At 61.4% G+C, this 21,958-nt stretch carries 22 protein-coding genes; 11 read left to right on the top strand and 11 right to left on the bottom strand.

Annotated features, from left to right (window positions below; all coding sequences use genetic code 11):
- The first annotated feature begins 284 nt into the window (after positions 1–284).
- Positions 285–1,109, top strand: a complete 825-nt coding sequence (ttcA, locus tag CKW29_RS03985) for a tRNA 2-thiocytidine(32) synthetase TtcA (protein WP_095144074.1) — start codon at positions 285–287, stop codon at positions 1,107–1,109.
- A 68-nt stretch (positions 1,110–1,177) separates the two neighbouring features.
- Positions 1,178–1,849, top strand: coding sequence for a DNA-3-methyladenine glycosylase I (locus CKW29_RS03980; protein ID WP_095144048.1), 672 nt, complete (start codon positions 1,178–1,180; stop codon positions 1,847–1,849).
- A gap of 111 nt (positions 1,850–1,960) precedes the next feature.
- Here CKW29_RS03980 and CKW29_RS03975 read toward each other — a convergent pair whose 3' ends face one another.
- Genes CKW29_RS03975 through arsC form a run of 3 tightly spaced genes read right to left on the bottom strand, consistent with a single transcriptional unit; the run spans position 1,961 to position 3,352 of the window.
- Entirely contained in the window at positions 1,961–2,386 is a 426-nt protein-coding gene (locus CKW29_RS03975; protein ID WP_095144047.1) for a DUF2069 domain-containing protein, read from the bottom strand.
- Complete coding sequence (gene wrbA / locus CKW29_RS03970) at positions 2,379–3,002, bottom strand: NAD(P)H:quinone oxidoreductase (protein WP_095144046.1); 624 nt, start codon at positions 3,000–3,002, stop codon at positions 2,379–2,381. Before wrbA ends, CKW29_RS03975 begins: the two co-directional genes overlap by 8 nt.
- Positions 2,999–3,352, bottom strand: a complete 354-nt coding sequence (arsC, locus tag CKW29_RS03965) for an arsenate reductase (glutaredoxin) (protein WP_095078433.1) — start codon at positions 3,350–3,352, stop codon at positions 2,999–3,001. Before arsC ends, wrbA begins: the two co-directional genes overlap by 4 nt.
- A gap of 117 nt (positions 3,353–3,469) precedes the next feature.
- Between arsC and CKW29_RS03960 the strand changes: the two genes are divergently transcribed.
- On the top strand, positions 3,470–3,937 hold the full coding sequence (locus CKW29_RS03960; RefSeq protein ID WP_095144045.1) for a TlpA disulfide reductase family protein: 468 nt from the start codon (positions 3,470–3,472) through the stop codon (positions 3,935–3,937).
- Between the two features lie 149 nt (positions 3,938–4,086).
- On the opposite strand, the gene CKW29_RS03955 is transcribed toward CKW29_RS03960, so the two are convergent.
- The 4 genes from CKW29_RS03955 to CKW29_RS03940 all read right to left on the bottom strand — a co-directional run bounded on the left by CKW29_RS03955 (position 4,087) and on the right by CKW29_RS03940 (position 8,812).
- On the bottom strand, positions 4,087–4,491 hold the full coding sequence (locus CKW29_RS03955) for an META domain-containing protein (protein ID WP_095078431.1): 405 nt from the start codon (positions 4,489–4,491) through the stop codon (positions 4,087–4,089).
- On the bottom strand, positions 4,491–4,925 hold the full coding sequence (locus CKW29_RS03950) for a hypothetical protein (RefSeq protein ID WP_095144044.1): 435 nt from the start codon (positions 4,923–4,925) through the stop codon (positions 4,491–4,493). The genes CKW29_RS03955 and CKW29_RS03950 overlap by 1 nt, the downstream gene beginning before the upstream one ends.
- Before the next feature lie 81 nt (positions 4,926–5,006).
- Positions 5,007–5,996 carry a 2-hydroxyacid dehydrogenase gene (locus CKW29_RS03945; protein WP_095144043.1) on the bottom strand — a complete coding sequence of 330 codons (990 nt, stop codon included), beginning with the start codon at positions 5,994–5,996 and terminating at the stop codon, positions 5,007–5,009.
- Between the two features lie 65 nt (positions 5,997–6,061).
- Entirely contained in the window at positions 6,062–8,812 is a 2,751-nt protein-coding gene (locus CKW29_RS03940) for a response regulator (RefSeq protein WP_095144042.1), read from the bottom strand.
- 218 nt (positions 8,813–9,030) lie between these two features.
- Between CKW29_RS03940 and CKW29_RS03935 the strand changes: the two genes are divergently transcribed.
- The 7 genes from CKW29_RS03935 to CKW29_RS03905 all read left to right on the top strand — a co-directional run bounded on the left by CKW29_RS03935 (position 9,031) and on the right by CKW29_RS03905 (position 17,426).
- Positions 9,031–9,753 carry a response regulator transcription factor gene (locus tag CKW29_RS03935; protein WP_095144041.1) on the top strand — a complete coding sequence of 241 codons (723 nt, stop codon included), beginning with the start codon at positions 9,031–9,033 and terminating at the stop codon, positions 9,751–9,753.
- Positions 9,740–11,104, top strand: coding sequence for a sensor histidine kinase (locus tag CKW29_RS03930; RefSeq protein WP_095144040.1), 1,365 nt, complete (start codon positions 9,740–9,742; stop codon positions 11,102–11,104). The genes CKW29_RS03935 and CKW29_RS03930 overlap by 14 nt, the downstream gene beginning before the upstream one ends.
- A 148-nt stretch (positions 11,105–11,252) precedes the next feature.
- Positions 11,253–12,155: a cysteine synthase CysM gene (gene cysM, locus CKW29_RS03925; protein ID WP_095078419.1), complete on the top strand. Its 903-nt coding sequence runs from the start codon at positions 11,253–11,255 to the stop codon at positions 12,153–12,155.
- Complete coding sequence (gene rlmD, locus CKW29_RS03920; RefSeq protein WP_095144039.1) at positions 12,155–13,507, top strand: 23S rRNA (uracil(1939)-C(5))-methyltransferase RlmD; 1,353 nt, start codon at positions 12,155–12,157, stop codon at positions 13,505–13,507. Before cysM ends, rlmD begins: the two co-directional genes overlap by 1 nt.
- Positions 13,508–13,629: 122 nt before the next feature.
- Complete coding sequence (gene relA / locus CKW29_RS03915; protein WP_095144038.1) at positions 13,630–15,873, top strand: GTP diphosphokinase; 2,244 nt, start codon at positions 13,630–13,632, stop codon at positions 15,871–15,873.
- Between the two features lie 152 nt (positions 15,874–16,025).
- Entirely contained in the window at positions 16,026–16,859 is an 834-nt protein-coding gene (gene mazG, locus CKW29_RS03910; RefSeq protein ID WP_095144037.1) for a nucleoside triphosphate pyrophosphohydrolase, read from the top strand.
- Between the two features lie 24 nt (positions 16,860–16,883).
- Positions 16,884–17,426 (top strand): DUF2058 domain-containing protein, encoded by a 543-nt coding sequence (locus tag CKW29_RS03905; RefSeq protein WP_095078415.1) that lies wholly within the window; start codon positions 16,884–16,886, stop codon positions 17,424–17,426.
- 172 nt (positions 17,427–17,598) lie between these two features.
- Here CKW29_RS03905 and CKW29_RS03900 read toward each other — a convergent pair whose 3' ends face one another.
- The 4 genes from CKW29_RS03900 to purM all read right to left on the bottom strand — a co-directional run bounded on the left by CKW29_RS03900 (position 17,599) and on the right by purM (position 20,522).
- Positions 17,599–17,787 (bottom strand): hypothetical protein, encoded by a 189-nt coding sequence (locus CKW29_RS03900; protein WP_095144036.1) that lies wholly within the window; start codon positions 17,785–17,787, stop codon positions 17,599–17,601.
- Between the two features lie 296 nt (positions 17,788–18,083).
- Entirely contained in the window at positions 18,084–18,803 is a 720-nt protein-coding gene (locus tag CKW29_RS03895; RefSeq protein ID WP_095144035.1) for a DUF3108 domain-containing protein, read from the bottom strand.
- A gap of 8 nt (positions 18,804–18,811) precedes the next feature.
- A complete protein-coding gene (purN, locus tag CKW29_RS03890; protein ID WP_095144034.1) occupies positions 18,812–19,462 on the bottom strand; it encodes a phosphoribosylglycinamide formyltransferase in 651 nt (216 codons plus the stop codon).
- Between the two features lies 1 nt (position 19,463).
- Entirely contained in the window at positions 19,464–20,522 is a 1,059-nt protein-coding gene (purM, locus tag CKW29_RS03885) for a phosphoribosylformylglycinamidine cyclo-ligase (protein WP_095144033.1), read from the bottom strand.
- A 386-nt stretch (positions 20,523–20,908) separates the two neighbouring features.
- On the opposite strand from purM, the gene CKW29_RS03880 reads away from it, so the two are divergent.
- Positions 20,909–21,955: a DUF2066 domain-containing protein gene (locus CKW29_RS03880; RefSeq protein ID WP_176465277.1), complete on the top strand. Its 1,047-nt coding sequence runs from the start codon at positions 20,909–20,911 to the stop codon at positions 21,953–21,955.
- The last annotated feature ends 3 nt before the right edge of the window (positions 21,956–21,958 follow it).

Genomic DNA, 21,958 nt, shown 5'->3' with positions numbered 1-21,958 from the left:
CCCCCCAACGGAGCGCCTACAGGCCATTGGCCAAGTCAGTAAAGGTCTTCAGGTGCATGCGACCTTATGTCGCAGTATAGAAAGGACTGGATAGGGCGGGAGCAGGGCCTTTAGAGCAAATTGCGCTGTAAACCCGGGGGTTAATCGCTGCACTGCATGACAGCACACCAGGTAGTGGCCTACCTGATATCAGTGGCGAGTCAGGACGCGTGGAACTCTTCGCCCACTCAGTATTTTTGCGTAAAATGCGCACCTTTCGTCACACCTCGCGGATTTCAAGCGCCATGGGCACTCTTACGGTCAACCAGAACAAACTGCAGAAACGTCTACGCCGGCTGGCCGGTGAAGCCGTTGCCGACTTCAACATGATCGAAGACGGTGACAAGGTCATGGTCTGCCTGTCCGGTGGCAAGGACAGCTACACCATGCTCGACGTGCTGATGCACCTGCAGAAGGTGGCACCGATCAAGTTCGACATCGTCGCGGTGAACATGGACCAGAAGCAGCCGGGCTTCCCTGAGGATGTGCTGCCGGCCTACCTCAAGGCGCTGGGCGTGGAGTACCACATCGTCGAAAAAGACACCTATTCGGTGGTCAAGGAGCTGGTGCCGGAAGGCAAGACCACGTGCTCGCTGTGCTCGCGCCTGCGCCGTGGCACGCTCTACACCTTCGCCGACGAAATCGGCGCGACCAAGATGGCCCTCGGTCACCACCGCGACGATATTGTCGAGACCTTCTTCCTGAACATGTTCTTCAACGGTTCGCTCAAGGCCATGCCGCCGAAACTGCGTGCCGATGACGGGCGCAACGTGGTGATTCGTCCGTTGGCCTACTGCAACGAGAAAGACATTCAAGCCTATTCGGACTTCAAGCAATTCCCGATCATTCCGTGCAACCTCTGTGGTTCCCAGGAAAACCTGCAACGCCAGGTGGTCAAGGAAATGCTTCAGGAGTGGGAACGCAAGACCCCCGGCCGTACCGAAAGCATTTTCCGCAGCCTGCAGAACGTGATTCCGTCGCAGTTGGCGGACCGCAACCTGTTCGACTTCACCAGCCTGCGCATCGACGAAACGGCGGCGTCGCGGTTCGTGAATGTGGTCAACCTCTGATTGAATGGGCGGTTACGATCTGACGGCGCTCACGGGCGCCGTTTTTATTTCTTTGCTCAGGAGAGGGCATGCGCGATTACAAGTGGCTGCACGAATACTGTCTGAACCGGTTTGGCTCGGCGGCCGAACTGGAAGCCCACCTGCCCGTGCCCAAGACGGCGGCACAACTGCGCCAGATCAGCGATGACCGCTATTTGTCGACCCTGGCCCTGCGTGTGTTCCGTGCCGGGCTCAAGCACAGCCTGGTGGACGCCAAGTGGCCGGCGTTCGAAGAGGTGTTCTTCCAGTTCGACCCGCAGAAGGTGGTGTTGATGGGCGCCGAACACCTGGAGCGGCTGATGCAGGATGCGCGGATCATCCGCCACCTGGGCAAGCTCAAGAGCGTGCCACGCAATGCACAGCTGGTGCTGGACGTCGCGAAAGAGAAGGGCAGCTTTGGTGAACTGATTGCCGAGTGGCCGGTGACGGATATCGTAGGCCTGTGGAAATACCTGGCCAGGCATGGGCATCAGTTGGGTGGTCTGTCGGCGCCGCGCTTTCTGCGGATGGTGGGCAAGGATACCTTTGTGCCGACCTTTGACGTGGTCGCGGCACTGAACGCCCAAGGGATCATCGACAAGGCGCCTACCAGCCAGCGGGACCTGGCGACGGTGCAGAATGCGTTCAACCAGTGGCATGCCGAGAGTGGCCGGCCGATGTGCCAGATTTCGATGATGCTGGCGTATACCGTCAATCATTGAGACCGCGCCGCCTTCATCGTGAGCCCGCTCGCTCCCGCAGGGTGATCGAGTGTTCACACAGGGTGTGCCCACTGCAGAACCGTATGGGAGCAAGCGTGCTCTGGCGTCAGGTCAGGCGACTGCAGGCTCGCCTTCGCCCGCCAGCTTGCGGTTGAGCTGGAAGCGCCAGCGCACGTACAGCAGCGCCGAGCAGAACACCGCCAGGCTGGCGGCCATTTCCAGCAGGCCGAACAGCTGGCGATTGGGGTCGAACGCGGCAATCGCGCCCTTGATGAAGTACAGGTTCACCACAAAGCACATCCACGAATGCCCGCGGGCACTGCCACTGATCATGCCAGGTGCCAGCAGCACCAGCGGCACCAGCTCGATCAGCAGGATGACCCATGGCCGGGCGCCATGCAGGTCGGCAAACATCAGGTAGTAGGCGCACAGCAGGCCAACCAGGCCGAAAAAGCACAGCAGGCTGGCGGCACGGCTGAACCGCACGCGGGGTTCCAGCCACTCGATGGAGGGCAGGATCTTGGGCTTTTTAGCCACGGTTGCTCTCCATTGTCTGACGGCTCTCCAGCTTTTGCGCGGTTTTCGCCAGGCGCAGGCCCAGGGCCCGGCATAAGGCGACTTCGTGTTGATCCAGACCGCTTTTACCGTCGGCTCCGGCGTGATGACTGGCACCATACGGCGTGCCGCCACCCTGGGTTTCCAGCAAGGCCGATTCGCTGTACGGCAGGCCGGTGATCAGCATGCCGTGGTGCAGCAAGGGCAGCATCATCGACAGCAGGGTGGTTTCCTGGCCGCCATGCAAGCTGGCGGTGGAGGTGAAGACGCCTGCCGGTTTACCGACCAGCGCGCCCGTCAGCCACAGGTTGCTGGTGCCATCGAGGAAGTATTTGAGCGGTGCGGCCATGTTGCCGAAGCGGGTCGGGCTGCCGAGGGCCAGGCCCGAGCAGTTTTTCAGGTCGTCGAGGCTGGCGTATAGCGCACCTTCGTCGGGAATGTCCGGCGACACGGCTTCGCATTCGGTGGAGATTGCCGGGACGGTGCGCAGGCGCGCTTCCATGCCGGTCTGCTCGATGCCCCGGGCGATCTGGCGGGCCATTTCATTGGTCGAGCCACTGCGGCTGTAATACAGCACCAGAATGTACGGCGCGCTCACGGCACCAACTCCAGCACGCTCTCGGGCGGACGGCCAATGATGGCTTTGTCACCGACCTCGAGGATCGGTCGCTCCATGAGCTTGGGGTGTTCGGCGATGGCGGCGATCAATTGCGCCTCGCTCAGGCTGCTGTCGGCCAGGTTCAGGGTCTTGTACTCGTCTTCACCGGTGCGCAGCAATTGCCGGGCACTGATCCCCAGTTTTCCCAGCAGGCTTTGCAGCTGCGCGGCATTGAGCGGGGTTTCCAGGTAGCGGACCACGGTCGGCGTCAGCCCACGGGCTTCCAGCAGTTCCAGCGCACCGCGGGATTTCGAGCAGCGCGGGTTGTGATAAAGCGTCAGATCGGTCATGAGCGGGTCGCTTCTTGCGTAAGGTGGCGGCTATTCTACCCGTGCGGCGAGCAGTCCTGAACCTTCGGTGGCAACGGGTCGCAAGCAGTACCTATTTTTTGAGTAAGGATCAACCCGATGACAAGGCGATTGACGGCAGCATTGGCACTTTGCACAACCTTGCTGCTCAGCGGTTGTGGTTACGATTATGGTACCGATCAACTGGGGCAGAAGGTGGCGTCCGAACGTCTGGATGGCCAATGGCTGGTGCTCAATTACTGGGCCGAATGGTGTGGCCCGTGCCGCACGGAGATCCCTGAGCTCAATGCGCTGGCCGAACAGCTCAAGGGGCAGAAGATTGATGTCTTCGGGGTCAATTTCGACAATGTGCAGGGCGAGGAGCTCAAGAGCGCCAGCAGCAAGCTCGGTATCGCCTTCACGGTCCTAGCACAGGACCCGGCCGAGCGGTTTGAGCTACCGCGCAGCGAAGCGTTGCCTGTGACCTACATCATCGACGACAAGGGCAAGGTGCGTGAGCAACTGATGGGTGAGCAGACAGCGGCGGGGGTGATGGAGAAGCTCAAGGCATTGCAGGCGAAGAACTGAGTGTGGCGCTGAGGTCGTACCTGTAGGCGCGAGCGTGCTCGCGATGAACTCAAGAACAACGCGTTTAATCAGAAAGTACGCGTTGTCGTTAACGTCCATCGCGAGCACTCGAGCGTCGACCGGCTGCTGTTACAAGGGGCGGCGTTCGCTTAACCCTCTTCAGGCCACCAGCGCAGCGGTTTGCCTTCGGCCGGCCAGAAGCGCAGTTGCTCGATCGGCGAGATGTCCCAGCGTTGCACGGTTTCCAACGCTTGCAGGAAGCGTTTTTCCTGCTCCATCAGGGCCGGAGCACACAGCTTGCGGGTGCTGCCAACCTTACCGAAACTCAGCTTGTCACCCTCCAGGGTATAGGGGGCGAACCAGTGGTTGCAGCCGCCGTTGCCATAGGCCCGGCCGTCTTCACCCAGGGTGATGGTCAGGTGGCTGTAATCGATCAGCGGACGCTCACCGATCCACTCCAGGATGTAGCTGCGATCCTGCTGCAGTTTTACCGGTTCAGCGGCACAACCCAACAAGCCCGCGCCTGCCATACCGGCCAGAACGAGGTGTTTCATCACGCCGGCTCCTGGCATTTCGGGCAGCGGTGCTTTTCACCGGCAGTGGTCCAGCCCAGCTCGGCGATGCGTGCAGTGGCGGCCGGCTTTTCGGCCTTGTTGCCCAGCTTGGCGTCGACCGCGAATTCGAAGCTCAGCTCCTTGGCGCAGCTGTCGCAGTTCACCTGCCAAGTGTGAATGGCCAGTTCGCCAAACACCGGACCGCTGGCCACGGCCACCCACTGACCCATTGGCTTGAGCAGGTGACGGACGTTTTCGACGGTCAGGCGCATGGACAAATCCTTGCTGCCCTTGAGGGTGACCAGCAACACGTCATCGGCGCGAATCGAGCCACCGTTGCCGGTGACCTGATAGCGTCCCGGTGTCAGTGCGCGGCATTCGGTCAGGGTGTGCTGCGGGTTCATCAGGTTGTAGCGGAAATCGTGTTCGACCATGGGTCCTCCAAATATGGCCGATATGCTAGCACGCGAAGGCGTGGCGCATGGTCCACGGATGCGACCTTCGATCAGTCCGGCTTAACCCTCGACCCGGTTGTGCGGGGTGCCTGCCGCCCAGTCACTGATGTTGCTCAGGGTCGTGGCGGCAATGGCAGCCAGGGCTTCTCGGGTCAGGAAAGCCTGGTGGGCGGTGACGATCACGTTGGGGAACGTCAGCAGGCGCGCCAACACATCGTCCTGCAAGGGCAGGTCGGAGCGGTCCTCGAAGAACAGCTGGGCTTCTTCTTCGTAGACATCCAGCCCCAGATAGCCCAGTTGACCGCTTTTCAAGGCCTCGATCAGCGCCGGGGTGTCCACCAGCGCGCCGCGCCCGGTATTGATCAGCATGGCGCCGGGTTGCAGGCGGGCCAGTGACTGACGGTTGATCAGGTGTTTGCTTTCGCTGGTCAGCGGGCAGTGCAGGCTGATGATTTGCGCTTCGGCCAGCAGTTGCGGCAGTGGCAGGTAACGGGCTCCGAGGGCCTGGACTTCAGGGTTGGGGTAAGGATCGTAAGCCAGGAGCTGACAGCCAAACCCGGCCATGATTCTGGCGAACGTGGCGCCGATCTGCCCGGTACCGACTACCCCCACGGTCTTGCCGTGCAGGTCGAAACCGGTCAAGCCGTGCAGGCTGAAATCACCTTCGCGGGTGCGGTTGTAGGCGCGGTGCAGGCGCCGGTTCAGCGCCAGAATCAAGGCCACGGCATGCTCGGCAACGGCGTGGGGGGAGTAGGCTGGCACGCGCACGACGCTCAAGCCCAGGCGTTTCGCCGCCGCCAGGTCGACGTGGTTGTAGCCGGCCGAGCGCAGGGCAATCAGCCGCGTACCGCCGGCGGCCAGCTGTTCCAGTACGGGCGCACTGAGGTCGTCATTGATAAAGGCGCAGACCACCTCGAATCGCTCGGCCAGGGCCGCGGTGTCCAGGCACAGGCGTGCGGGCTGAAAGTGCAGTTCGATACCGGCGTGCGCGGGAGCGGCAAGAAAACTGTCGCGGTCATAGGTCTGGCTGCTGAAGAGAATCGTGCGCATGGTTGGGTCCTGGTTCTGAATGCCCTGAGTTTAACGGCCAATGAGCGCAGCGCCATTGCGCTGGGTCAGGCGCTGATACGTGCTTGCGTGGCCAGGCGATTGATCGCCCGTTCCAGATCATCCAGCGCCGCTTGGGCCTTGGGGTCGTGCTGCTTGAGCAGGGTTTCGCTGCGTTGGCACGCCGCGCGCAATTGGGGAACCCCGCAATAGCGGGTCGCTCCGTGCAGGCGATGGACGCGCTCGATCAGGGCGTTGTGATCACGGCTGTCGCGGGCCACGCGAATGGCCTCGCGGTCGGAGTCCAGCGACGCCAGCAACATGGCCAGCATGTCGGCCGCGAGGTCAGCCTTGCCGGCCGCCAGTCGCAGGCCCTCATCGGGGTCGAGTACCAGCAGGTCGCTGTTGGAGCCGTGGGCGTCGGCCCGTTCCGGAAGGTGGTTGTGCAGCGCCAGCCCGGTCCATTTCAACACCACTTGTGCCAGTTGGCGCTCGCTGATGGGTTTGGTCAGGTAGTCGTCCATGCCGCTTTGCAGCAAGGCGCGTTTCTCGTTGGCCATGGCGTGGGCGGTGAGGGCGACAATGGGCAGTGGCGTACAAGGCCGTTCGCTTTCCCATTGGCGAATCGCTTCGGTGCTCTGGCGTCCATCCATGCCGGGCATCTGTACGTCCATCAACACCAGGTCGAAGGTTTCGTTCTGCACGGCCTTGATCGCGGCGTAACCACTTTCGACGGCCAGCACCTTGCCTCCCATGTCTTCGAGCAAGGTCTGCACCAACAGCAGGTTGGCCGGGTTGTCGTCTACACACAGCACTTTGGGCGCGCGGCTGGACACCGGTTCGCCTGGGTCGTTGCGTACCTGGCGCGGGTTGACCAGGTCGGAGAGTGCCCGGCGCAGCTTGCGGGTGCAGGCGGGTTTGGCCTGCAACTGGCTGTGGGGGTTGGGCACGGAAAGGTGGAACAGTGTCTGTTCGGTCGTCGGGCACAGCACCAGCACCTTGCAGCCCAGGTGCTCGAGGTCCCAGATGTGCTGGTTGAGCCGCTCCGGCGGCATGTCATTAGAGGTGATGCCCAGCACCGCCAGGTCGATGCCCTGATCGGTCTGGTGAGCACTGGTGACGCCGTTGCTCAGGCTTTCCAAGGTATTGAAGGTCGTGACCGCCAGGCCACAGTCTTCCAGTTGATGTTGCAAGGCCTGGCGTGCCAATTCGTGGTTTTCCAGCACCGCGATGCGCCGCCCGAGCAGTGGCAAGGCAGGCAGGTCCTCGGCATCGTCGCGGGCTTTGGGCAGGCTCAGGCTGATCCAGAACTCCGAGCCTTCGCCCGGTGTACTGTCGACACCGATCTCGCCACCCATCTGCTCGATCAGGCGCTTGGAAATCACCAGCCCCAGGCCGGTGCCGCCGGGTTGTCGGGACAAGGAGTTGTCGGCCTGGCTAAAGGCCTGGAACAGTGCGCGGACGTCCTGGTTCGACAGGCCGATACCGGTGTCCTGGATGCTGATGCGCAACTGCACGCTGTCTTCGTGTTCATCTTCGAGCATGGCGCGGGCAACGATGGTGCCTTCGCGGGTGAACTTGATCGCGTTGCTCACCAGGTTGGTGAGGATCTGCTTGAGGCGCAGCGGATCGCCCACCAGCGACAGCGGTGTATCGCGGTAGACCAGGCTGACCAGTTCCAGCTGTTTGGCGTGAGCGGCGGGGGCGAGGATGGTCAGGGTGTCCTGCAGCAGGTCGCGCAGGTTGAACGGAATGCTGTCGAGCACCAGCTTGCCGGCCTCGATCTTCGAGAAGTCGAGAATTTCGTTGATGATGCCCAGCAGGCTGTCGGCAGACTTTTCGATGGTGCCCAGGTAGTCGAGCTGGCGCGGTGTCAGTTCGCTTTTTTGCAGCAGGTGGGTGAAGCCGAGGATGCCATTGAGCGGCGTGCGAATCTCGTGGCTCATATTGGCCAGGAATTCGGACTTGATCCGGCTCGCTTCCAGGGCCTCCTTGCGGGCCAGGTCCAGCTCGATGTTCTGGATTTCGATGGTTTCCAGGTTCTGGCGTACGTCTTCGGTGGCCTGGTCGATGCTGTGTTGCAACTCTTCCTGGGCATTTTGCAGGGTGCTGGCCATGCGGTTGATGCCCGAGGCCAGTTCGTCCAGCTCCTGGCTGCCGAGCGGCGGCAAGCGGGTTTCGAGATGACCTTCCTTGAGCAGGGCCACGGCCTGCTTGATGCTGTGGAGCGGGGTATTGATCGTTTTGCCCATGCGCAAGGCGAGCAGTGCGGTACAGATCAAGCCGGCGACAATCAACAGCAGGCTGGCGAACAGGCTGCGATAACCGCGCAGCAACATGCCGCTATGGGAAAGCTCCAGCTCGACCCAGCCCAGCAACCGTTCGGCTTCATCCGGGATCACGTCGCCGGCCAGGTTGCGATGCTTGCCGAACACCGGCAGCAGGTAGCGGGTGGCGTCGTTGCCGGTCCGTTGACGCATGTGCGAGCCGTCACCGCTCGGTGCCGGGTTGAGCATCAACGGGCCGGCGTGGGCCACCAGTGTGCGGTCCGGGGCGAGAAATGACACGGCGCGTACGTCGGGATGCTCCAGTGCCTGCGTGGCGATGCGCTCCAGTAACTCTTCATCCTGGTGGCTCATGGCCGGGGCCACCAGGGGCGCCAGTTGTTCGGCGATCATTTCACCCCGTTGCAGCAGCTGGGTCTGCAGATCGGACAGTTGCATCCAGGTGAAATAGCCGCCCAGGACCAGGGCCATCAGGCTGGTCGGCAACAAGGTCAGCAAGAACACGCGACCTTTGATCCCCAGTTTTTTCAGCACGCCACTCTCCTGCTATCACGCTGCTCATCAATGACCGATGCGTGCATCCGGCACGCCGCACCTGCGCAGTGTAGCGATTTGCCGGCGGGCAATCTCTGCAAAATATCCAAGACGTTGTCGCCCTTTGATCGCCTTTGGCAACCAAGACTAAAGGAGCGGGTTGCTCGCGGCGGGGCAATCTTGAATAATCGGCGATTGAGAATGACTTGCAGAAGCTAATGACTCCCGTATCTGTTGGCTGCCCACGTATCCTGGCGATCGAAGACGACCTCGTGCTCGGTGCTTATGTGCATGAGCATCTGGGGCGCTGCGGTTTTCAGGTCACCTGGTGCCAGAACGGCAAGGACGGCCTGGCGATGGCTCGCGCCCAGGCCTTCGACGTGGTGCTGATGGACATTCTGTTGCCGGGCATGGACGGGCTGTCCGTATTGACCGACCTGCGCACCCGTGACTCGACGCCCGTGCTGCTGATGTCGGCGCTGGGTGCTGAAGCGGACCGCATCAGCGGCTTTCGCCTGGGCGCCGATGACTATCTACCCAAGCCCTTCAGCATGGCCGAGTTGCGGGTGCGCATTGAAGCCATTCTGCGGCGTGTCGCCCTGGATCGTCGGCATGTACCGCCGGTGGTCAACACCCAAGCCCACAGCCTGCGCTACGACGACGAACTGTGCGACGTCCACTACGGCGAGCAGTGGGCGGGCCTGACCCGCAGCGAGTACCGCTTGCTTGAAACCCTGCATCGCAACGGCGACGAAGTGCTCAGCAAAGCCTTCCTTTATCAGCACGTATTGCAGCGCGGCTACGCGCCCCATGATCGCAGCCTGGACATGCACATCAGCCAGATCCGCCGCAAACTCAAGGCCATTGGCTACAGTGAGCGCGAAGTGCGGACGGTGTGGGGCAAAGGTTATGTCTTGAGTGCCCTCGATGAAGTGGCCTGACGTTCCGGGCAAGCATTCGCTGTTCTGGAAACTGGCTTTTTTACTGGTTGCCTTCTGCCTGCTGATGATCTGGCTCAGCTGGTCGTGGGGCCACTATATGGAAAAGCAGAACCAGTTCCTGTCGGATGAGGCGCGGGGCAGCCTGACGCGTTATGCCGCCGAGGCCGAGCAGGCGTGGTTGCAGCGACAGAGCGCCGGCGTCGATGACTGGCTGCAGCGCATGCATCAGCGCGAAGCCGGTTGGGTGGGGGTCATTGGTGGCGACCTGCAGTCCTTGAGCAGCCAGGCGCTGACGGACAAGGAAATACAGCGCCTGACCTTTTTGCGCGGCCTGGATTGGCCCATCCATAACAAAGGCCTGCCGTGGCTACGGGTGCCGTTTCCCGGCGACTCCTCCGTCGGCAGCCTGGTGATCGAACTGCCCCAGCGGTTCATGCCAGGGCGCTACAAGGTATTCTGGCGCGTGATCACCAATGGCGTGATTCCGGGGCTGTTCACCTTGCTGCTGTGCGTCGGACTGTATCGGTTGCTGGTTGTCCCGCTCAACAGCCTGCGTGAACAGGCCAACGCCTGGCGTGCCGATCAGTTGGGCGTGCGCCTGTCGAGCCAGACGACTAATCGCCTGGATGAACTGGGTGAGTTGGGTCGAGCATTCGATCACATGTCCGAGCGCCTGCAAGGGATGGTGGCCTTGCAACAACAATTGTTACGCGACTTGTCTCACGAACTGCGCACACCGCTCAGCCGCCTGCGGGTAGCCAGCGAGAGTGAGCAGGACCTGGCGCGGTTGCGCGAACGCATTGGCCGTGAAGTCGATGGTATGCAGCGGCTGGTCGAAGACACCCTGCAACTGGCCTGGCTGGACACTGAACGGGCACCGCTGCCGAATGAGGACATCCAGATTCAGGCCTTGTGGGAAATGCTCACGGAAAATGCCTGCTACGAAAGTGGCTGGCCCGCCGGGCAACTGCACTGCAGCGTGGATGCCTCGTGCTGGGTCCGCGGCAACCTCAATACCTTGGCCCAGGCCCTGGAAAACCTCTTGCGCAACGCCATTCGTCACTCTCCGGCAGGCGGTATTGTCAGCCTCGACGGGCGGCGTGACGGTGATTACTGGCTGTTGAAGCTAGAGGATCAGGGCGGTGGTGTCGCCGAACGGGACCTGGAGCGCATCTTTGATCCGTTCACCCGGCTCGACGGCTCACGGCCGGGTAACGGCGGGTTTGGCCTGGGCCTGAGCATTGCGCGCAATGCCGTGCAACGACAGGGCGGGCGTCTGTGGGCACAAAACACCGGGCAGGGACTGCGGCTCACTATGCGCTTGTTGGCGGGGGCCGGCAGCAACGGTTGAGCCGCCTGCCTGTCTTTGAGCAGCCTTCCCCACCCGCACGCGGCAATGCTTATTCCTACAAAGCATAAGCTTCGCACTTTGCGTGATATGGGCTGCCGAGGTTTGCCGGTATGATGGTCACCCCCGCAGTCTGGATTGCGAATACGCCATGACCTTGCAGTACCCCACCATCGCCGATTGCGTCGGCAACACTCCGCTGGTTCGTTTGCAGCGCCTACCCGGTGCCACCAGCAATACCCTGCTGCTCAAGCTCGAGGGCAACAACCCGGCGGGTTCGGTCAAGGACCGTCCGGCGCTGTCGATGATCACCCGCGCCGAGTTGCGCGGGCAGATCCATGCCGGCGACACCCTGATCGAGGCGACCTCCGGCAATACCGGGATTGCCCTGGCCATGGCTGCGGCGATCAAGGGTTACAAGATGATCCTGATCATGCCCGACAACTCCAGCGCCGAGCGCAAGGCCGCGATGACGGCCTATGGTGCCGAGTTGATTCTGGTCAGCCAGGAAGAGGGCATGGAAGGTGCCCGCGACCTCGCTCAACGCATGGAGGCCGAAGGTTGTGGCAAGGTGCTGGACCAGTTCGCCAACGGTGATAATCCCGAGGCGCACTACACCACCACCGGCCCGGAAATCTGGCGCCAGACCCAGGGCAGCATCACCCACTTCGTCAGTTCCATGGGCACCACCGGTACCATCATGGGCGTCTCGCGCTATTTGAAAGAGCAGAACGAGAACGTACAGATCATCGGTCTGCAACCGATGGAAGGCTCGGCGATTCCGGGCATCCGTCGCTGGCCCCAGGAGTACCTGCCGAAGATCTACCAGGCTGATCGCGTGGACCGGATCGTCGACATGGCCCAGAGCGAAGCCGAAGACGTGACCCGTCGACTGGCCCGTGAAGAAGGCATCTTCTGCGGCGTGTCCTCGGGCGGTGCCGTGGCAGCCATGCTGCGTCTGTCAAAGGAAGTTGAAAATGCGGTAATCGTCGCGATTATCTGTGACCGTGGCGACCGTTACCTGTCGACCGGCATTTTCGACGCGCCCAACTGATGGCCAAGCAACAGAGAGGCCTGCGCTTCCAACCCGCTGGCGGCAGCAAGGCCCCACAAGTCCCGACCGGGAAAAAGCAGCGCTTGATCATCGAGCGCCTGGCCAATGACGGTCGCGGTATCGCGTTTTTCGAAGGTCGCACCTGGTTTGTCATCGGTGCCCTGGCCGGTGAAGAGGTCGAGGCGCGGGTGCTGGGTGCTCACGGCAAAGTGGTCGAGGCGCGCACCGAGCGTGTCTTCGTCGCCAGTGACTTGCGTCGCCCGGCACCGTGCGCCCATGCCGGGCGCTGCGGCGGCTGCAGCGTGCAGCATCTGCCCCACGGCGAACAACTCGCCCTGAAGCAGCGCATGCTCGCCGAGCAGTTGTCACGGGTGGCCGGTGTTGAACCTGATGAGTGGGCAGCGCCTTTGAGCGGGCCGGAATTCGCCTACCGGCGTCGCGCCCGGGTGGCGGTGCGCTGGGACATCAAGGCCAAGGTCCTCGAAGTCGGTTTCCGTGCAGCGGGCAGCCAGGACATTGTTGGCATCAACGATTGCCCGGTGCTGGTCCAGCCCCTGCAACCGATCATGAGCCGCTTGCCCGAGATGCTCCGGCGTTTGAGCAAACCTCAGGCCTTGGGTCATGTCGAGTTGTTTGCCGGTTCGTCATTGGCGCTGTTGCTGCGGCACATGGCACCGCTGTCCGAAGCTGACCTGACTATCCTCAAGGAATTCTGCGCCTTCCATGACGCCCAATTGTGGTTGCATGGCGAAGGTGAGCCGCAACCGGTGCAGGCGGATCAGGCGCTGGGCTACCGCCTCGAGCAATGGAACCTGGAGTTGGCATATCGTCCGGGGGATTTCATCCAGGTCAATGCCGGGGTCAATGAAGCGATGGTTGCCCAGGCACTGGAATGGCTGAAACCTGCGGCAGACGAGCGCGTTCTCGATCTGTTCTGTGGCCTGGGCAACTTCGCCTTGCCGCTGGCGCAACAGGTTCGCGAGGTGGTCGCGGTGGAAGGCGTGCAAGCCATGGTCGAGCGTGCCGCAGCGAATGCCGCAAGCAACAATCTGCATAACGCGAAGTTTTTTCAGGCCGATTTATCCCAGCCTTTGGCTGATGCCGAATGGGCAGGCGAGGGCTTTTCTGCGGTACTCTTGGACCCACCGCGTGATGGCGCTTTCGAGGCGGTGCGCACGCTCGCCTCCCTGGGCGCCAAGCGGTTGGTCTATGTGTCGTGCAACCCGGCAACGCTGGCGCGCGACACGGTCGAACTGATCAGGCAGGGCTACCGGTTAAAACGTGCCGGGATCCTCGATATGTTTCCTCAGACGGCACATGTCGAGGCCATGGCGTTATTCGAAGCGAGCTAGGATGCTCGTCTGGTCCGACTGGACCGCCCCTGCACCCATCGCATCAGCCCAGCGGCGGTGCATGGGCAGTAAAGTTCAGCGAATTGACGCATTGAATCTGCGTCGTAGGGAAGGTAAGCAAGATGGTACAGGTGAGAGCACACCAGCCGATCAACACCGACGGCAGTATCAATCTCGAGGCTTGGCTCGATCATGCGGTCAGTGTCGATCCGGCACTGGAGCGCGAAGCCTTGAAGGAAGCCTGCGAGTTCGCTCGCCAGGCCGAACAGCAAGACAATGCGGCGAAGAATCTCTGGTCCGAAGGGACGTCGAGTTTTCGTACCGGCCTTGAGATCGCGGAAATTCTCGCCGACCTCAAGCTCGACCAGGATTCGCTGGTGGCGGCGATCCTGTACCGTGGCGTGCGCGAAGGTCAGATCCAGCTGCCGGCAGTCAGCCAGCGCTTCGGTCCGGTCGTCGCCAAGTTGATCGACGGCGTGCTGCGCATGGCCGCGATCAGTGCCAGCCTGAGCCCCCGTCAGTCGATGGTGCTGGGGACCCAGGGCCAGGTGGAGAACCTGCGCAAGATGCTGGTGGCCATGGTCGACGACGTTCGCGTTGCCTTGATCAAGCTGGCCGAGCGCACCTGTGCCATTCGTGCGGTCAAGACCGCCGATGACGAAAAACGCAACCGGGTCGCCCGGGAAGTGTTCGACATCTATGCCCCATTGGCCCATCGCCTGGGCATCGGCCATATCAAGTGGGAGCTGGAGGACCTGTCCTTCCGTTACCTGGAGCCGGAGCAATACAAGCAGATCGCCAAGTTGCTGCATGAGCGGCGTCTTGATCGCGAGCGCTTCATCAGCGACGTCATGAGCCAGCTCAAAAGCGAGCTGCAGGCCACCGGCGTCGATGCCGACATCAGCGGCCGGGCCAAGCACATCTATTCGATCTGGCGCAAAATGCAGCGCAAGGGCCTGGAATTCAGCCAGATCTACGATGTACGCGCTGTGCGCGTGCTGGTGCCGGAAATGCGCGACTGCTACACCGCGCTGGGCATCGTCCACACCCTGTGGCGGCATATTCCCAAGGAGTTCGACGACTACATCGCCAACCCGAAAGAGAACGGCTACCGCTCGTTGCACACGGCGGTGATCGGTCCTGAGGGCAAGGTACTGGAAGTGCAGATCCGCACCCACGCCATGCACGAAGAGGCCGAGCTGGGGGTTTGCGCGCACTGGAAGTACAAAGGCACCGACGTCAAGTCCGGCTCCAACCACTACGAAGAGAAAATCTCCTGGCTGCGTCAGGTGCTCGAGTGGCACGAGGAGCTGGGAGATATCGGCGGCCTGGCGGAACAGTTGCGGGTCGATATCGAGCCGGACCGGGTGTACATCTTCACCCCGGACGGCCATGCCATCGACTTGCCCAAGGGCGCGACGCCGCTGGACTTCGCTTACCGCGTGCACACCGAGATCGGTCACAACTGCCGTGGCGCGAAGATCAACGGGCGCATCGTCCCGCTCAACTACAGCCTGCAAACCGGTGAACAGGTCGAGATCATCACCAGCAAGCACGGCACGCCGAGTCGCGACTGGCTGAACCCGAACCTGGGCTACATCACCACCTCGCGGGCACGGGCGAAGATCGTTCACTGGTTCAAGCTGCAGGCGCGCGATCAGAACGTTGCCGCCGGCAAGACCCTGCTCGAGCGCGAGCTCAATCGCCTCGGCTTGCCGCAGGTGGACTTCGAGAAGCTGGCCGACAAGGCCAACATGAAAACCGCCGAAGACATGTTTGCCGCGTTGGGTGCGGGCGATTTGCGCCTGGCGCAACTGGTCAACCTGGCGCAGCAATTGGTCGAGCCGGAGCGGGGCAACGAACAGCTGGAGCTGATCCCGCGCAAAGCCACCGGCTACAAGCCGGGCAAGCGTGGCGACATTCAGATCCAGGGTGTGGGCAACCTGATGACCCAAATGGCCGGCTGCTGCCAACCGTTGCCGGGCGATGCGATCGTCGGTTACATCACCCAGGGTCGTGGCGTGAGCATTCACCGCCAGGACTGTGCCTCGGTGCTGCAACTGAGCGGGCGTGAGCCCGAGCGGATCATCCAGGTCAGCTGGGGGCCGGTGCCGGTGCTCACCTACCCGGTGGATATCGTCATTCGCGCCTACGACCGTTCCGGTCTGCTGCGCGACGTTTCACAAGTGCTGCTCAACGAGCGGATCAACGTGCTGGCGGTCAATACCCGCTCGAACAAAGAGGACAACACCGCGTTGATGTCCCTGACCATCGAGATTCCGGGGCTGGACGCGTTGGGGCGGTTGCTGGGGCGGATTTCCCAGTTGCCGAACATCATTGAAACCCGGCGTAACCGTACGCCATAAGACGCAAGAGCTTTTTTGTAGGAGCGGGCGCCCGCTTGCGGCTTGCTCGCGAAGAACCTGAGGGCGTCGCATTTATTCAGATAGCGCGCGTCATCGTTAACGTTCATCGCGAGCAAGTTCGCTCCTGCAGAAAGCGGGCAGAGACTGTTTTGATGTATTCACTTGAAGATTTGCTGCACCTGATGAACCGCCTGCGCGACCCGCAGTACGGTTGTCCGTGGGACATCAAGCAAACGTACAGGACCATCGTCCCCCATACCCTGGAGGAAGCCTACGAAGTGGCGGACGCCATTGAGCGCGGTGACTTCGATCACTTGCAGGGTGAACTGGGCGATTTGCTGTTCCAGGTGGTTTATTACAGCCAGTTGGCCAGGGAAGAAGGGCGCTTCGAGTTTGAGGGCGTGGTCGACAGCATCACCCGCAAGCTGATTCGCCGTCATCCCCACGTGTTTCCCACCGGCGATCTGTATGCGCCGCTGGATGTCCCGCGCCTGAGTGAAGAACAGGTCAAGCAGCGCTGGGAAGAGATCAAGGCCGAGGAGCGCGCAGAGAAATCCTCGGCGCCCGAACAGCTGTCGTTGCTCGATGACGTGCCCGGCGCATTGCCTGCGTTGTCACGTTCGGCGAAATTGCAGAAGCGGGCAGGGCAGGTCGGCTTCGACTGGCCGGACGCCTTGCCGGTGCTGGACAAGGTGCGCGAAGAACTCGACGAAGTGCTCGAAGCCATGTCCGAGAATGATCCGCAAGCGGTAGCCGACGAGGTCGGTGACCTGTTGTTTTCCGTGGTCAATCTGGCGCGTCACCTCAAGGTTGATCCGGAAACCGCGTTGCGCGGCGCCAACAGCAAGTTTGAGAGACGTTTCCGATTTATCGAACAGGCATTGCGCGACACCCACCGTCCCATAGAAGATTGCACCCTCGAAGAGTTGGACGCCTTGTGGGGCGAAGCCAAACGTCAGGAAAAGAATTTGCCCAGCTGCGGTTGAGCAGTTGCCTAAGTGAGTAAGCACATGAGCATTTCCCTTCGCGACCAGTTGCTCAAAGCAGGGCTGGTCAATCAAAAGCAGGCCAAGCAGGTCGGCAAAGACAAGCAGAAGCAACAACGCCTGGCCCACAAAGGCCAGATCGAACTCGATGACACCCAGCAGCGTCTGGCACAAGAGGCCATGGCCGAGAAGGTCAAGCGCGACCAGGAACTCAACCGCCAGCAGCAGGAGAAGGCCGAGCAGAAAGCCCGTGCCGCACAGATCAAGCAATTGATCGAAGTCTCTCGCCTGCCGAAGCTGAACACCGAGGACTACTACAACTTCGTCGACGACAAGAAGGTCAAGCGCCTGTCGGTCAACACCCTGATGCGCAACAAGCTCAGCAGTGGTTCGCTGGCCATTGTCCATCACGCCGGCGGCTATGAAGTCATCCCGCGTGAGGCGGCGCTGAAGATCCAGGAGCGCGACCCACAACGTATCGTGCAGATGAATGTGCAGACCGAAGAGGTCGATGCCGAGGACGATCCGTACGCGGCCTATCAGATCCCTGACGATCTGATGTGGTAACCCGCTAGCGCTCCATCTTCGACAAACCCCGCTCATGGCGGCAGTGCTGTTCAGTTAAGGGGGTGAAACCGCCGTTGTAGGAGCGAGCGCGCTCGCTCCTACCAAAGGTCGGCGTTTGCTTAATTGAACAGCATTGCGCTCATGGCGGGGGTTGTCGTTTTCAATGCTGTCGTTATGCGCAGCGGCTTTCTCGTTGCTGCTCCAGTGTTTCCAGTTCGATCCTGTAGCTGTGGGCATCGTTCTCAGAGTGGAACATCCCCACCAGCATGTCTTGTTGATGGACATCCCAGATCCGGATACCGGCGGCCAGTCCTTCATGGGACATCTGTGAATCGTCGCGTTCAGTTACTTTTACAGTCATCTGCTAGCTCCAATTTCAATTGACCTGCAGCAAGGCGTCTGCAGGCCTTTGTTATATGTTTTGATAGCTTGCTAAGTAAATGACCTGGATCGGTAACGGTCTGTTGCAGGATCGAAGACAATCCGCCAGCCCCCGCCGACCGTGACATTCGGTCGCAGGGTGGAAGGTTTCATGACAGAAGTTTCATGTTTCAAGGGCCCCTCCGCTTGCCCGCGAAGGCGGTCTGTCAGTTAGCGCAAAAACCACAGGCGAAAAAAAGCCTCGCAATCGCGAGGCTTTGTTTGCGTTGGTCTGGCTTACTGGCCTTTGACCGGCTTGCCGTCGACGGTACCGTCCTGGAGCATGATGTTGTACTCCTTGCCGTCGGTTTCGACCTGGCGCAGGGCTACGAGAACATAGCCCCAATCCTTGGCGAACCACATCTCGGTGATGCGCTTGTTCCCGCTCTCGACTGGCGGACGTACGCGCTCGACCTTGATGGCGTCAATTTTACCGACCTTGGTGCTGACCGTTTCGGAATTCAGAACGCGGAAATCGTAGGTGTCCGAGTCTTCACCTTCAACCACCTGGTAGCTCATGCTTTTTTTGCCGGCTGCAACATCGCGCTGCAAGGCCAGTTGGTAAGTAGACTTATCCAGCATGCCTGTATTGAGCGGTACCTTGACCGCTTCACCGCGATCGGTCCCGGTGACCATCTTGGTGCTCCAGTCGAAGTCCAGATTGACTTTCTTGGCTTTACCCAGACCGCCACGTTCGAAGTTATATGACTGGGGCAGCAAGGTGTCCTTGTCCAGCTTCAGTGTGCTTTCTTCCGTCAGGCTCGCAATCATCATCGATGCCTTGAAGCTGAGCTTCCAATCACCGTTGCTGGTTTTTTCAAGGCTTCGTTCAGCGGTACCGCTCATTGGAAGTTGCTTCCAGTCGGCGGTATAGCTGGCGGAGAACGGTTGCAAATCTGCGGCCTGCGCAAAGGGCAGGGTAAGCAGAGCACAGGCGAAGAGCAGGGCGCGACGCATAAAATCTCCTAGTGACGAATCAAGTGACCGCTGGTCCCAAGTAACTGACCATCCAGTGAAGCACCTAGTTCGCCCAGGCTCAAGCGGCCCTCGGCAAACCAGCGTACCGCCAGCGGATAGATCTGGTGTTCGCAGGTGTGAACCCGCTGCGCCAGACTTTGCGGCGAATCATGCAACTCTACCGGTATTACTGCCTGTACGACCAGTGGGCCGCCGTCGAGTTCCTCGGTAACGAAGTGCACGCTGCAGCCGTGTTCAGTGTCGCCGGCCTCCAGCGCTCGCTGGTGAGTGTGTAACCCTTTGTATTTAGGGAGCAGCGAAGGATGGATATTGAGCAGGCGACCCTGGTAGTGGCGGACGAAACCGGCGCTGAGGATGCGCATGAATCCGGCCAGGACCACAAGTTTGGGTTGGAAAGCGTCGATCAGTTCGATCAAGGCGGCATCGAAGGCTTCACGGCCTTCGAACGCCTTGTGATCCAGGGCGCGGGTATCGATACCCGCGTCCCTGGCGCGCTGCAAACCGTAGGCATCGGCACGGTTCGAGATCACTGCGCGAATGCGGACAGGGTTGTCCGCGTTCTGCGCATCGTCGATCAAGGCCTGCAAGTTACTGCCGGTGCCGGACAGCAGCACCACAACATCACAGGTCTGGGGCATCTCAATGAGCCTTGAGGTTCTTCAGTTCGACCTGGGCGGCGCCTTCGGCAGCCGTGGAGATCTGGCCGATGACCCAAGGTTGCTCGCCGGCTTCACGCAGTACGTTCAGCGCGGTTTCAACGTGTTCCTGGGCGACGCAGATGACCATGCCCACGCCGCAGTTCAGCACGCGGTGCATTTCGGTTTCGTCAACGTTGCCTTTTTCCTGCAGCCAGTCGAAGACGGCGGGGCGCTGCCAGCTGGCAACGTCAACCACGGCCTGGGCGCCTTTTGGCAGCACGCGCGGGATGTTGTCGAGCAGGCCGCCACCGGTGATGTGGGCCATGGCCTTGACGGCGCCGGTGTCCTTGATCAGCTTGAGCAACGGCTTGACGTAGATGCGGGTTGGCGCCATCAGCAGGTCGGTCAGCGGCTTGCCGTCGAGCTGGATGTTCTCGATGTCGGCACCGGACACTTCGATGATCTTGCGGATCAGCGAGTAGCCGTTGGAGTGCGGACCGGAGGATGGCAGGGCAAGCAGGGCGTCGCCGGCGGCCACTTTCGAGCCGTCGATGATTTCCGACTTCTCGACCACGCCCACGCAGAAGCCGGCCAGGTCGTAGTCTTCGCCTTCGTACATGCCCGGCATTTCAGCGGTTTCGCCGCCTACCAGGGAGCAGCCGGACAGTTCGCAGCCAGCGCCGATGCCGGTGACGACCTGAGCGGCGGTGTCGACGTTCAGCTTGCCGGTGGCGTAGTAGTCAAGGAAGAACAGTGGCTCTGCGCCACAGACCACCAGGTCGTTGACGCACATGGCAACCAGGTCGATGCCGATGCTGTCGTGCTTGTTCAGGTTCAATGCCAGGCGCAGCTTGGTGCCGACGCCGTCGGTGCCGGATACCAGCACGGGCTGCTTGTAGCCGGCCGGGATTTCGCAGAGGGCGCCAAAACCGCCCAGGCCGCCCATGACTTCCGGGCGCGCAGTGCGCTTGGCGACGCTCTTGATGCGTTCGACCAATGCTTCACCGGCGTCGATGTCTACACCGGCGTCCTTGTAGCTCAGGGAGGGTTGCTTGCTCATGATCCAGGCCTTTAGGGGGGATTTCTGGGTAACGACCGAGTCTGGCGAGCGTGCTGAACAGGCATGGGCGGGATTGCCGCGCAAGCATTCAGAACACCGGGCCATTGCCGGTCTGCGAAGGCGCGCGATTTTATCAGGCTTGAGGGGCAGCGGCCATCCTCGGGCCGACGGGCAGGGGCATATCGCGTTAAAAAAAACCGAAAATGCTCCGTGCTGGTGGCCTTGCCTGTCGCTGTATAAGGTATAGCGGTTTACCGTCTATGGTTATGACGGTGTGAAAACTTCCATCGATCGTGTGAATGTTTTGCAGGTCTGTGTGGTCACAGCCTTGCTCAAGCCAGTTCATGCGGTCTGTTCCAGCCGCTCTTTGTCGACGGGAATCCCCCATGCGCCTGTGTAAATTTCTGTTTGTGGGCTGTTTGTCGCTGGTCAGCCTGGCGAGCCATGCCCAAACCGTCCAAGGTCTCTATCAAGTCCACGAACCGGTCAGCAGCCAGACTCCGCAGGAGCGTGACCAGGCCACGCAACGCGCGCTCGACACCCTGGTGCTGCGCCTCACGGGTGACGCCCGGGCGTTGCAAAGTCCCGGGCTTGCGGTCATCCGAAAAGATCCGCAACAAATTATCAGTCAGTACGGCTATGACGCCGGGCCACCGGAAAGCCTGAAGGTCGATTTTGACCCGGTGAGTACGGATCGTGCGCTGCGCCAGGCCGGGCTGGCCCTGTGGGGGGCCAATCGTCCGTCGATTCTCGGGTGGTGGCTCAACGACTCGGCCGATGGCTCAAGCCTGGTGGGCGATGGTCAGGTCAGTGCCGAGCCGTTGCAGCGTGCGGCCCAGCATCGAGGCCTGCCGTTGCGCCTGCCGCTGGCGGACCTGAACGAGCAGATCGTGGCCACGGCGCCGAATCTTGATAGCGGCAATCCTGCTCCGTTGCGCAGTGCTTCCGAGCGTTATGGTGCCGATGCCTTGTTGGCGGTGCATGCGCGCGAGGAGGGCGGCCAATGGCAAGCCAAGTGGCATTTGTGGCTGGGCGATCAGCGCGAGCAGGGCAGCGTGCAGGGGGCTGACAGCGCCGCCGTGGCGGATGCGGTGCTGCTGGCGGTGAGCGAGCGCCTGGCGCCGCGCTTCGCGTCCAGGGCCGGGGCGTCCAGCGAGCAATCGTTGCTGGAGGTGCAAGGCATGAATCTCGCGCGCTATGCGGAGTTGGGGCGGTTGCTGGAGCCTTTTTCCGTGCGGTTGCAGCGTGTCGAGGGTGACCGGATTGTCTATCGCGTCAATGGCAGTACCGATCAGTTGCGTTCACAGTTGACGCTGGCGAACCTGCGGGAAGTGCCGGCCAGTGCCACGCCTGCGCCAGTCCAGCCCGTGGTCGCAAGCCAGGTTCCTGTGGTTGCCCCCGTACCGAGGGCGCAGCTGAGTTTCCGCTGGTAGTTT

It is taken from the genome of Pseudomonas sp. Irchel s3a18 (genome assembly GCF_900187535.1).
In the GTDB taxonomy this organism is placed as follows: domain Bacteria; phylum Pseudomonadota; class Gammaproteobacteria; order Pseudomonadales; family Pseudomonadaceae; genus Aquipseudomonas.
This window is presented reverse-complemented; position numbering and strand designations above follow the sequence as displayed.

What these genes read in the sequence shown, in the direction of transcription:
- CKW29_RS03955 (WP_095078431.1), bottom strand. Translation starts at nt 4,491, where the DNA reads ATGAAACACCTCGTTCTGGCCGGTATGGCAGGCGCGGGCTTGTTGGGT.
- CKW29_RS03960 (WP_095144045.1), top strand. Translation starts at nt 3,470, where the DNA reads ATGACAAGGCGATTGACGGCAGCATTGGCACTTTGCACAACCTTGCTG.
- CKW29_RS03905 (WP_095078415.1), top strand. Translation starts at nt 16,884, where the DNA reads ATGAGCATTTCCCTTCGCGACCAGTTGCTCAAAGCAGGGCTGGTCAAT.
- CKW29_RS03980 (WP_095144048.1), top strand. Translation starts at nt 1,178, where the DNA reads ATGCGCGATTACAAGTGGCTGCACGAATACTGTCTGAACCGGTTTGGC.
- arsC (WP_095078433.1), bottom strand. Translation starts at nt 3,352, where the DNA reads ATGACCGATCTGACGCTTTATCACAACCCGCGCTGCTCGAAATCCCGC.
- CKW29_RS03880 (WP_176465277.1), top strand. Translation starts at nt 20,909, where the DNA reads ATGCGCCTGTGTAAATTTCTGTTTGTGGGCTGTTTGTCGCTGGTCAGC.
- CKW29_RS03950 (WP_095144044.1), bottom strand. Translation starts at nt 4,925, where the DNA reads ATGGTCGAACACGATTTCCGCTACAACCTGATGAACCCGCAGCACACC.
- ttcA (WP_095144074.1), top strand. Translation starts at nt 285, where the DNA reads ATGGGCACTCTTACGGTCAACCAGAACAAACTGCAGAAACGTCTACGC.
- CKW29_RS03935 (WP_095144041.1), top strand. Translation starts at nt 9,031, where the DNA reads ATGACTCCCGTATCTGTTGGCTGCCCACGTATCCTGGCGATCGAAGAC.
- CKW29_RS03900 (WP_095144036.1), bottom strand. Translation starts at nt 17,787, where the DNA reads ATGACTGTAAAAGTAACTGAACGCGACGATTCACAGATGTCCCATGAA.
- relA (WP_095144038.1), top strand. Translation starts at nt 13,630, where the DNA reads ATGGTACAGGTGAGAGCACACCAGCCGATCAACACCGACGGCAGTATC.
- purM (WP_095144033.1), bottom strand. Translation starts at nt 20,522, where the DNA reads ATGAGCAAGCAACCCTCCCTGAGCTACAAGGACGCCGGTGTAGACATC.
- CKW29_RS03930 (WP_095144040.1), top strand. Translation starts at nt 9,740, where the DNA reads ATGAAGTGGCCTGACGTTCCGGGCAAGCATTCGCTGTTCTGGAAACTG.
- CKW29_RS03945 (WP_095144043.1), bottom strand. Translation starts at nt 5,996, where the DNA reads ATGCGCACGATTCTCTTCAGCAGCCAGACCTATGACCGCGACAGTTTT.
- rlmD (WP_095144039.1), top strand. Translation starts at nt 12,155, where the DNA reads ATGGCCAAGCAACAGAGAGGCCTGCGCTTCCAACCCGCTGGCGGCAGC.
- CKW29_RS03895 (WP_095144035.1), bottom strand. Translation starts at nt 18,803, where the DNA reads ATGCGTCGCGCCCTGCTCTTCGCCTGTGCTCTGCTTACCCTGCCCTTT.
- mazG (WP_095144037.1), top strand. Translation starts at nt 16,026, where the DNA reads ATGTATTCACTTGAAGATTTGCTGCACCTGATGAACCGCCTGCGCGAC.
- purN (WP_095144034.1), bottom strand. Translation starts at nt 19,462, where the DNA reads ATGCCCCAGACCTGTGATGTTGTGGTGCTGCTGTCCGGCACCGGCAGT.
- cysM (WP_095078419.1), top strand. Translation starts at nt 11,253, where the DNA reads ATGACCTTGCAGTACCCCACCATCGCCGATTGCGTCGGCAACACTCCG.